8 protein-coding genes are annotated in these 10919 nt (G+C 50.0%); 2 read left to right on the forward strand and 6 right to left on the reverse strand.

Going from position 1 to position 10919, the window contains the following annotated elements; genetic code table 11:
- Nucleotides 1–165: 165 nt before the first annotated feature.
- Together phoR and phoB are read right to left on the reverse strand one after the other, a co-directional pair.
- A complete protein-coding gene (phoR, locus tag D6029_RS19055) occupies nt 166–1470 on the reverse strand; it encodes a phosphate regulon sensor histidine kinase PhoR (protein ID WP_120066288.1) in 1305 nt (434 codons plus the stop codon).
- Between the two features lie 22 nt (nt 1471–1492).
- A complete protein-coding gene (gene phoB, locus D6029_RS19060; RefSeq protein WP_034493679.1) occupies nt 1493–2182 on the reverse strand; it encodes a phosphate response regulator transcription factor PhoB in 690 nt (229 codons plus the stop codon).
- 188 nt (nt 2183–2370) lie between these two features.
- Here phoB and sbcD point away from each other — a divergent pair, with 188 nt between their 5' ends.
- Both sbcD and sbcC read left to right on the forward strand, forming a co-directional pair.
- Nucleotides 2371–3588: an exonuclease subunit SbcD gene (gene sbcD / locus D6029_RS19065; RefSeq protein WP_120066289.1), complete on the forward strand. Its 1218-nt coding sequence runs from the start codon at nt 2371–2373 to the stop codon at nt 3586–3588.
- Complete coding sequence (gene sbcC / locus D6029_RS19070) at nt 3585–6740, forward strand: exonuclease subunit SbcC (protein ID WP_120066290.1); 3156 nt, start codon at nt 3585–3587, stop codon at nt 6738–6740. The genes sbcD and sbcC overlap by 4 nt, the downstream gene beginning before the upstream one ends.
- Before the next feature lie 54 nt (nt 6741–6794).
- Here sbcC and D6029_RS19075 read toward each other — a convergent pair whose 3' ends face one another.
- The 4 genes from D6029_RS19075 to tssI all read right to left on the reverse strand — a co-directional run.
- Entirely contained in the window at nt 6795–7079 is a 285-nt protein-coding gene (locus tag D6029_RS19075) for a type VI secretion system PAAR protein (protein WP_120066291.1), read from the reverse strand.
- Nucleotides 7080–7130: 51 nt separating this feature from the next.
- The gene (locus tag D6029_RS19080) at nt 7131–8042 is read right to left on the reverse strand and encodes a hypothetical protein (protein WP_120066292.1); all 912 of its coding nucleotides are present in this window, start codon (nt 8040–8042) and stop codon (nt 7131–7133) included.
- Between the two features lie 118 nt (nt 8043–8160).
- The gene (locus D6029_RS19085) at nt 8161–8943 is read right to left on the reverse strand and encodes a M35 family metalloendopeptidase (RefSeq protein WP_120066293.1); all 783 of its coding nucleotides are present in this window, start codon (nt 8941–8943) and stop codon (nt 8161–8163) included.
- The coding region (gene tssI, locus D6029_RS19090) for a type VI secretion system tip protein TssI/VgrG (RefSeq protein WP_120066297.1) at nt 8936–10919 on the reverse strand (1984 nt) is incomplete at its 5' end. The genes tssI and D6029_RS19085, both read right to left, overlap by 8 nt.

Below are 10919 nucleotides of genomic sequence, written 5' to 3' on the forward strand. Positions count from 1 at the left end.
TTATAAACAATCGGGGTTTTTTTATTAACATGTGGACAAAAAAAAGACAGGCCAGAAAACTGGCCTGTGGAAAGTTATTTTGACACTATCCAATTCGTAAACGAATTTTGGAGGGTGGATAAGCGCCAGTGTCGGATGACGCTTCGCTTATACGACCTACGAAAATTAATTATCCGTGGCTTTTTCGTTGACGATTAAGCGTTCCGGCAAAACAAAGGAAAACGTCGAACCTTTGCCCGGCAGGCTTTCGATACTCAGACGCGCATCATGATGGCTCAAAGCATGTTTCACTATTGCCAGCCCAAGCCCGCTGCCGCCGGTCTGGCGCGAACGCGCTTTGTCGACACGGTAGAAACGCTCGGTCAGACGCGGAACGTGCTCTGCCGCAATGCCTGGGCCGTCGTCAGACACGCTAAAGTTCGCCCCAGCAGCCACTTTCTTCCAGCTCACCGTAATATGCGTGCCTTCCGGCGTGTGGTTGACTGCGTTATACACCAGGTTTGAAATCGCGCTGCGAAGCTGTTCGTCATTGCCAAACACTTTTAGCGTCGAGTCGATATCAAACTGTAGCGTCTGGCGATCATGGCTGAGGGTTTGCGCTTCTCGCTCGACCACGCGCAGCATCAGCGGCACATCAATCTTTTCATTGAGCACCATGGCTGGAGCCGCTTCAATTTTTGACAGCGTCAAAAGTTGCTTAACCAATCCTTCCATGCGCGAAGTTTGCTCACGCATCGTCCCTAAGGCTTTCTCGCGCAGCGGCCCTTCCAGCGTCTGGTCTTGCATCATTTCCAGATAACCTTGCAGCACCGTGAGCGGCGTGCGTAGTTCGTGGCTGACGTTGGCAAAGAAGTTGCGGCGCGCGCCTTCAAGCTGGTGCATTTGGGTCACATCACGCGCCACCAGCAACCACTGTTCATCGCTGTAAGGCATCACGCGAAATTCCAGATGGCGGCCATTATTGAGCACCAGCGTTAACGGGCGCGAAAACTCTTTTTGCGACAGATAGCGAGTAAATTCCGGGTAACGCAATAAGTTAAGGATGTTCTGCCCGTTATCGTCCGGCCAGCGTAATCCCAATAATTGTTGAGCCAGGCCGTTACACCAAAAAATCGTCCCTTCTTCGGTGGTCAGCACTACGGCATCGGGCAGCGATTCTGCGCCGCTGCGAAAGCGTTTGATCAGATTGCCTAACTCTTTACGGCGCTTTTTGTTGCGCAGCTGCATTTGATGCAGACCGTACAACAGCGGATCCCAACTGCCGCGCCCCGGCGGCGGCGTCATACTGCGATCCACCCACAGCCACCACGACAGACGCAGCAAATTCCAGAAATGCCAAACCAGCAGTCCGGTGACTGCCAATAATAAAAACCAGGGTAAATGGCCAAAAATCAGGCCCAAAATGGCGGCAGGTATGCAACAAAGCACCAGCTCCATCACCAGCCTTTTCCATGACAACCGTTCCAGCACGCGTCACTCTCCTGAGAAGGAATTAAAAGCGGGTTGAGAACCGATAACCCGTACCGCGTACTGTTTGTACCATCCTGTCATGTCCGCTATGTTCGAGCGCTTTGCGTAACCGCCGAATATGTACGTCCACTGTTCGGTCTTCGACATAAACATTGGTGCCCCATACATGATTAAGCAATTGTTCACGGCTATACACCCGCTCCGGGTGCGTCATAAAGAAGTGTAATAACTTAAATTCTGTAGGCCCCATATCCAGGGGGTTTTCACCGGTCATGACGCGGTGCGATGACGGGTCCAGGCTCAGCCCATGCATCTCAATCACCTCTTCCACCGCCATCGGAGAGATTCGGCGCATTACAGCTTTGATACGCGCGACCAGCTCCTTCGGGGAAAACGGCTTGGTAATATAGTCATCGGCCCCGACTTCAAGGCCGCGCACGCGATCTTCTTCCTCGCCACGCGCCGTCAGCATCATCACCGGGATTTCACGGGTTAATGCCTCACGTTTCAAATGCTTGATGAATTGAATACCCGAACCACCCGGCAACATCCAGTCCAGTAAAATCAGATCTGGAAAGGGTTCGATAAGCAGATTCACTGCACTGTCATAATCTTCCGCTTCTACAGGATGAAAACCGTTTTGCTCGAGCACAAAGCTCACCATCTCACGGATTGGAGCTTCATCTTCTACGACTAAAATACGCTTCGCCATGGTTTGCCCTGCTTAAGGAATAATTATTGTTGTTTCAATGCGGTGCCATTATGCGTCAGATTTATGACAGATTTATGAAAAACATATATGCCCGGTGACTCATCACCTTGAATTATGACACTCAATTGTGTCGTTATTGCGCATCCGTTTTATAATCGCCGCCTTGCTACGAGGCTATGGGACAACTAATGCGCATTATTCACACATCAGACTGGCATCTTGGTCAAAATTTTTATACCAAAAGCCGCGGGCCAGAACACCAGGCGTTTCTGGATTGGTTGCTGAAAGCCGCAGTCGAACATGATGTGGATGCGATCATTGTCGCAGGCGATATTTTTGATACCGGTTCGCCGCCGAGTTACGCGCGCGAACTGTATAACCGTTTTGTGGTGCAACTTCAGAAAACCGGTTGTTCGCTGGTGGTGCTGGCTGGAAATCATGATTCCGTCGCCACTCTCAATGAATCCCGCGAGTTGATGGCCTGCCTGAATACGTATGTTATCGCCAGCGCGCGTCACGATGCCAGTCAGCAAGCCATCGTGCTGAAAAACAGAGCGGGCGAACCTGGCGCTATTCTCTGCCCAATTCCATTCCTGCGCCCGCGCGATATCCAAAACAGCCAGGCGGGACTCTCCGGTCACGAAAAACAACGTTCATTAATGGAAGCCATCAGCGAGCATTATCAGCAATGTTACAGCGCTGCCTGTGAATTAAGGGCTGATGCGAAGCTACCGATCATCGCCACCGGGCATTTAACCACCGTCGGCGTGACCAAAAGTGACGCGGTGCGCGATATTTACATCGGCACGCTCGATGCCTTTCCGGCGCAACATTTCCCGGCGGCGGACTACATCGCCCTCGGCCATATTCACCGCGCCCAATTGATTGGCGGCACCGAGCATATTCGCTACAGCGGCTCGCCGATTCCTTTAAGTTTTGATGAAACAGGCAAAAGCAAAAGCGTGTATCTGGTTGAGTTTGCCGCCGACAAACTGGCGAGCGTAACAGCACTGGAAGTCCCAATCAGCCAACCTTTAGCGGTCATCAAAGGTTCATTGGGCGAAATTGAGCAACAACTTGCGCAGTGGCGCGATGCCCCCGCCGAACCGAAAGTGTGGCTGGATATTGAAATCGCCACCGAAGAATATCTGCATGATATGCAACGCCATATTCAACAACTGACTGAAACTCTACCGGTTGAAGTCGTTCTCCTGCGCCGCAGCCGTGAACAGCGCGAACGGGTGATTGCTCAACAACATAAAGAAACGCTGAGCGAGCTGACGGTTGAAGAAGTGTTTGAGCGCCGCCTGGTTCAGGAAGACACCACCGAAGAACGTGCACAACGCTTACGAACGCTGTTTGCCCAAACGGTTTCCAGCCTGCATGACGCGGAGGAACAAGCATGAAAATCCTCAGCCTGCGCTTAAAAAATCTAAATTCCCTGAAAGGGGAATGGAAAGTTGATTTCACTCAGGAACCGTTCGCCAGCAACGGTTTGTTTGCGATTACCGGGCCGACGGGCGCGGGGAAAACCACGCTATTAGATGCGATCTGTCTCGCGCTTTACCACCAGACGCCGCGCCTCAATACCGTCACGCAATCGCAAAACGATTTAATGACGCGTGACACCGCCGAATGCCTGGCAGAAGTGGAGTTTGAAGTCAAAGGCGTGGCCTACCGTGCATTCTGGAGCCAGAACCGCGCGCGCAATGCGGCAAACGGCAATCTACAAGCGCCACGCGTCGAACTTGCCGAAGTGGCAAGCGGCAAAATTATTGCCGATAAAGTAAAAGATAAACTCGATGTCACGGCCAAACTCACCGGCCTGGATTACGACCGTTTTACTCGCTCCATGATGTTATCCCAGGGCCAGTTTGCCGCATTTTTGAATGCTAATGCCAATGACCGCGCCTCTTTGCTTGAGGAACTGACCGGCACCGAAATTTACGGCACGGTTTCTGCGGCAGTGTTCGAGAATCATAAAAATGTGCGCAGCCATCTTGAGAACCTACAAGCGCAAGCTGCGGGTGTGGCGTTATTAAGTGAAGAGCAGCAACAGCAGCTCTCAGAGAGTTTGCAGGCGCTTACTACAGATGAAAAAACGCTGCTCGCAGAACAAACTAAACTCCAGCAACATCAACAATGGTTAGGCCAACTCACTCAACTCACGCAAAACCATGCGCAGGCACAACTCGCATTAAATGCGGCGACCCACGCAATAGAAGCGGCAGCGCCAGATTTAGAGAAGCTGACTCGCGCACAGCCAGCGGAAAAACTGCGCCCGGACTGGCAACGTTTGCAGGAACTTCAAGCCACGCTGAAAAATACACGCACTCAAAGCGAAGAAGTGAATGCTCGCTTACTTGCCGCGAGAGTGCGCCGCCAGCAGACGCGACTCGCAGCGGCAAGCCAGGCGGCAAAACTGAATGAAGAAAATACTCAGCTACAAAGCTGGTTAAAAACTCATGACCGATACCGCTTGTGGGGAGCGGAACTGGCGGGCTGGCGCATGGCGTTTAGCCATCAGCAGCGTGAAGCTGAAAAGCTCCAGGAGTTGCAGCGTAATATCGACGCAAGCCAGAAAAAACTCGAACTCCTGCCCGTGGTTGAACTGACTCTTAATGCTGATGAAGTAAGTGACCACTTACAAGCAGCGATGGCGGCACGTCCGCAGCGCCAGCAGCTTGCCACATTACAACCTCAGCTTTCGTCGCTTCTCAAACGCAAAACGCTGCAACAACAAGAGATTGCCGCGCTTGAAACACAGATTACCCAAGGTGATGCGGAGCTGGCGCTCAAACGCCAGCAATATAAAGAACGCCGCCAGCACGAAAGCGACCTGGAAAAAGTATGCGAGCTGGAGAAGCGTATTGTCAGCCTCGAAGCGGAACGCGCTCGTCTGCAACCCGAGCAACCGTGCCCTTTATGCGGTTCCACGCAACATCCGGCAGTCGCGGATTATCAGGCAATTAAACCTGGTGAAAACCAGCAGCGACTTGAGGAGTTAAAGCGTGAAGTGGCGAGCCTTGCGGAAGCGGGCTTTGCGATGAAAGGCCAGCTTGATACACAACGCAAGCAGCACGAGAGCCTGCTCGCCGCTATAAATGCTCTGAATGAAGAAGAAGCCGCGCTACGTGTACGCTGGCAACAGCTTTGCGCGAATCTGCAACTAGCACTTGCGCCGGAAGACGATTTGCAGGAATGGCTGGAAAGCGAAGAAAAACGCGAACAGCAGTTACATCAGTTGAGCCAACGTATCGTGCTGGAAGAACAACTTTCACAGGCTCGCGCTCAATATACGAAACTGGCCGCTGAGATTACCGCTCAGCGCGAAACGCTTAATGCCGCGTTAGAAAATGTCGGCCTGCAACATCCCGCCTCTGGCGAAGAAAATAACTGGCTGGCAGAGCGCCAGCAAGAATCTCAAGAATGGCAGCAACGTAGCGAGCAAATCCCACGCTTGCAGCAGCAACTGAGTTTGCTGGAAAATGTAATCAGCACATTCATTGATGATGGCACCATGCCAGCGCCGCTGTCCGAAAATGAACAAATTGCGGCACTGCAGAACTGGCATAGCCTGCACAGCGACTGTGTCGCGCTGGAAAGCCAGTGGCAGACGCTGCAACAGCAACAAAAACAAGAAGAGGCTCGTGTGGCACAGGCGAGCGAGCAATTCCAGGCGGCGCTCGCTGCCAGTCCGTTTGCCGATGCGGAAACATTCCAGGCGGCATTGCTGACCGAAGCCGAATGCCAGCAACTTGAGCTGAAAAAACAGCAACTTGAGCAACAACTGCAACAGCAAACGGTTCTTTTCCAGCAGATTGAAAAAGCACTGGCTGAACATAAATCCGCACGCCCGGAAGCACTCGCCGCTGATGCTGAGTTGAGTTTGCTGCAACAACAGCTTGCGCAACTTAATCAACAACTGCGTGAAAACACGACGCAGCAGGGGCAAATCCAGCAGCAGCTTCGCCACGATGCAGAAAACCGCCAGCGCCAGCAAGGGCTAATGCAGGCCATTGTTGAGTGCCAGCAGCAAGTTGAAGACTGGGGTTATCTGAATGCGCTGATTGGTTCGAAGGAAGGTGATAAATTCCGTAAGTTCGCCCAAGGGCTGACGCTGGATAATTTAGTCTGGCTGGCAAACAACCAACTCAACCGTCTGCATGGTCGTTATTTGCTGCAACGCAAAGACAGCGAAGCGCTGGAATTACAGGTGGTCGATACCTGGCAGGCCGATGCGGTGCGTGACACGCGCACCCTTTCCGGCGGCGAAAGTTTCCTGGTCAGTCTTGCGCTGGCGCTGGCACTTTCTGACCTGGTGAGCCATAAAACGCGAATCGACTCGCTATTCCTAGACGAAGGGTTTGGCACCCTGGATGCCGAAACGCTGGATACCGCGCTGGACGCACTCGATACGCTCAACGCCAGCGGCAAAACTATCGGCGTGATTAGCCATGTCGAAGCAATGAAAGAACGTATTCCGGTGCAGATTAAGGTGAAGAAGATCAATGGGCTGGGAGTGAGTCGGCTGGCGAAGGAGTTTGCTATCGGGTGATGTTTAGCCTGTGACATGAAACGGCTTCCCTTTGCGGAAGCCGTTTTTATATTATTACCCAATGTTGACTGTTCCAGTTCCAATCACAACACCACCACAATCAATTGAGTCGCCCGCTCTGGCTGCAGGCAGTCCATCAATAAACACGGTACCTGAGCCACTTGCAATTTTACGAGGATGCGGTGGATGTTCAGGTTTATCATGAGGTGTCAACGGATCGCCCATTCGGGCGGCGGGTAATCCATCAATCGATACGGTTGGCGAACCTGCAGTAATCTCGGTTTCACGGTAACCATCGTGCTGGGTGCCTTTGTCGGCGAGTTTTGCGGCTAGGGGCATATTTATCTTTCCTTGAGTGAAATAATATATTAAATGGATAGTTTGCTTTTTTTAATTTGAAAATCGGGTGGTGCCCATATCATAAGGAGATGTGAGTTTATCTCCGTCTATTTCTATAATTACTTGATTGGATCTAGCCTCGAAGTAGCTATCAGTACTTAATCCGTAATAGCTAAATTTCCTCAACAGACCTTCGGCAGTATCTTTATTCCAAGGGGTGGTGAATTTGCATAACTCATTAATTTTTTTAAAAAAATAACTATATTTATTTATTTCACAATTTTCAAATTTCCAGTTAAGTATTGAGAAAATTTGATTAAAGATTCTCTTCTCATAAAAAAAAGTATCATTAGCCATGAAGAATTCTAATGTTCCGATATTGTAACGGCGCTTTCCAGGCGGAAACAAATAGGCATCATTAAGTTTTACTGTATAAGAAAAATTTTTCCCTGGACTGATTTCCACCCAATCAGGTTTTTCATCATTATCCTCATCTTCAAATTGACAGCGCCACCCCAGATAAACCAGGCTAATGCCTTCGGTTGCTATTGAAAATGAATCACCACATAAGGATTGCTCTTCTTCTTGAACAAGTCTGCTTCTGTGCACAAAATATGCTTGCATACTTCTGTTATAAAAACTGACAGTTGCGAATGTGGAACTACTCTTTTGTTGAATAGTCAGATGGATATCAACTTGGTGTTTGTTTTGTTCCATTTTATTTTCATACTCTCCCATCTCGTAATAGGGATATATCTTAATGTCACCTCCATCTTCTTTTAAATCTGTGTACGGTAATAGTTCTATTACCGCAGGGAGATATCTCTCTCCTTTGACTTGGCTAAATTGGCGCAATCCATAAAGGTATTTTTGAAGAACCATATCCTCACTTGCTGATACAGAAGTTACAAAAGACATTAAAGCAAAAAACATCACTATTATCTTCACATAAAATAAATTCATTATAATAACCCTGAGCTTGTTATAAAAATTCACGCCACCTCATTGAAAATATTGCATTTCCACACAACGCTGAATAACGAAATTTGCCACGCATTTATTTTGCGTTTTTCATAATTATTTATAACTCAATTTCAAAATACTGTTCTACATTATAAGAATTCTTGAAAACATATTGGCTTTTCCATTTTTTTAGTATAGATGCAAACTCATAATATTTTTTATTTGGGTCATACCCACCTTTTGTTGGCATATCTTCTGTTCCCATCCCACCATCTTTGCCATTCTCCCCACTCCGATAGAAATGAGATAATTCATGGCAAAGGGTAGATACCTGAGAGTCAAATCCCATTAGAGATTTACACACAAAATTCTGGAAAATATTTATCTTTAATACTTCTTTATATCTATCAGGATCTAAAAAAGAGGTCTGATCGGCTGTTACACTTGCAGAACCCTTCTTTAAGTGGGTTTTATTAAAAAAGTTACCATTAAGAGTTGGATCATCATTTTCCGCATTCCCTGTGGTGGATATTTTTTCAAACATAGCGAGTAATCGCTCGACACTTTCTTGCACAAATTCATGAGCTGAAATAGTTCGTATCTCAATAAAAGGATCCATCGGGCTACCCGGGTCCGCAGCCTTGGTCTTTTTCTTCTCATCTTCACCATCAACACTTATAATTGAGCTCCCTTGTATGCCAAATATTTCTTCAAACTCCGCCCTCTTTGCATCATTCCATCCTTCTTCACTGAGATCCTTTTTTCTTTGCTCCAGGACTTTTTTGGTCGCCTCCAGAGCTTCATCCATCATTTTCTTGAATTGATTAGTAACCTTGGCTTCCTTAACGCACTGCTTCTTCTTTTCACTTGTGCCCTTTGTACTTTTTCTTTCATTACTCATTTACGCCTCCCAAAATCATATCAATGTTCTGGCTCAGTAATCTGACATCAATATCCTGTGCTTCTTCATCAGTATTAAAGCTTTCAGTATATCCCTCATCATCTGTCACACCCTCCACCTGAGAGCCATCAGCAAATTTCGCTATATAGCGAGTCTGACGATAAGGCATCCCATCATCATCTTTAAACAAGAACTGGATGTTATATTGGTCAGGTTCATCATCATCTTCCGGCTCATCCTCTCCCTCAGAACTATCTCCATCGCCGGAACCGCCTGCGCTCTCATCCTTTGGCGGCTCATCTTCCGAATCCCCCTCATCACCCAACGCACTCAGCACCGCCGGTTGCAGCGTCGGAACTGGTTTCCCGGCACTCCCACCACCATTGAGATTGATTTTCACACCCATAATGTCCACACCGGCCGGGTGTATCGCGATGAATGAACTTCCCACCTTCAGGCTAATCTGGCTGCTGCTTTCCAGCACAATATCGCCGTCAACGTGGATACCCAGCGCACCAGTGACCTTCCGCGCTAAATCACCTTTCACTTCCAGGCTGTGCTTGCCTTCCACCAGGCTGATGTGGTTTCCGGTGGTCTTGTGCTCCTGTTTGCCTTTTACCGTCACTTTGAGGTCACGTTCCACATACAGGTTGTCATTACGGCCAGAGTTCACCGTCCGGTCGCGGGTGACTTTCAGCGTCTGGTCATTGCGTACGGTGATATTACGGTCGTGTGCCACGGTGATTTTCTGGTCATGCCCACCCGCGTTTTCCTTCCCGACTTTCACCGTCTGCCCCAACCCAACGCTGATGCTCTGGTTATTGCCGATGGTTTCGCTGTGGTCGACTTTCACGTGGGAGTCGCGGTTATTGAGCACTACCGTTTTCATGTCCTTCTGGGCATGTATCGACAGCAACTCCTGGCCGGTCTGGTCCTCAAACATCAGTTCGTTATACCCATTGCCCTTGTAGGTCTGCGAGCGTATCGCCATCTGGGTTTTGGTGCCCGGCAGGTCGCCCGGTGAACGGTTGGCGGCGTGGTAGGTACGCCCGGTGATAATCGGCTGGTCGGGGTCGCCATTAAGGAAATCGACAATCACCTCCTGGCCGACGCGCGGGATGGCGATATTGCCGAATCCGGTTCCTGCCCACGCCTGCGACACGCGCACCCAGCAGGAGCTTTCTTCATTCGCTTTGTTATAGCGGTCCCAGGCGAATTTCACCGTCACGCGTCCGTGTTCGTCGCAGTAGATTTCTTCTCCGGCAGGGCCGGTGACAATGGCGATTTGCGGGCCGTCTATCAGCGGTTTGAGTAATGGCTGCGGTCGCCAGGTCTGGATGGCAGGAATAACCTGGAATTCGCAGTTCAGCGTGGTGCCCTGGCCGGAGCTGCCGATTAACGCCTGTGGCTGGCTGCCGGTCAGCATGCAGGACACCACCTGCCACACGTCGTTGAGGTCTTCACGCGGGTGGTCGGTCAGTGCGAAGCGGCGTCCGGGCTGGAGCTGCGGTGAGTTACTGGTGCCGCTGGCAAAGTCGACGTTATTGCGCCAGCCTTCCACCTGATATTTCGCAAAATCGGCACCGTGCTGTTCGTCCTTGAAACGCCCCGGATAGTCGAAAATTTCATATTCCGGGCGCTGGTACGCCAGTTTCCTGCCGTACTCATTGTACTGCGCGGGCCAGCCAGGGGCAGTGAAGGTGTAATCCTGGGTGGTGACCTGCGCCGGGCGGATTTGCGCGCTGCGGCGGAAGGTGTTGATGCAGTAGGTGGAGGATTCTGAAGCAGCGTTCGGATTATAGGGCAGTGAACCCAGACTCCGCAGGACCGAGCTGTCATCGGCAAACGTCAGCTTCTGGGCGTTCTCTTTAAGATATTCCTCCTCAAAGAAGAATAGTCCCTCTTCTGCCGCCAGACGGGAGATAAATTCGTAATCCGTTTCCATAAACTGCACACAGAACTCACGCTCAGGATGC

Origin of the sequence: Buttiauxella izardii (genome assembly GCF_003601925.1) — a bacterium.
Taxonomy (GTDB): domain Bacteria; phylum Pseudomonadota; class Gammaproteobacteria; order Enterobacterales; family Enterobacteriaceae; genus Buttiauxella; species Buttiauxella izardii.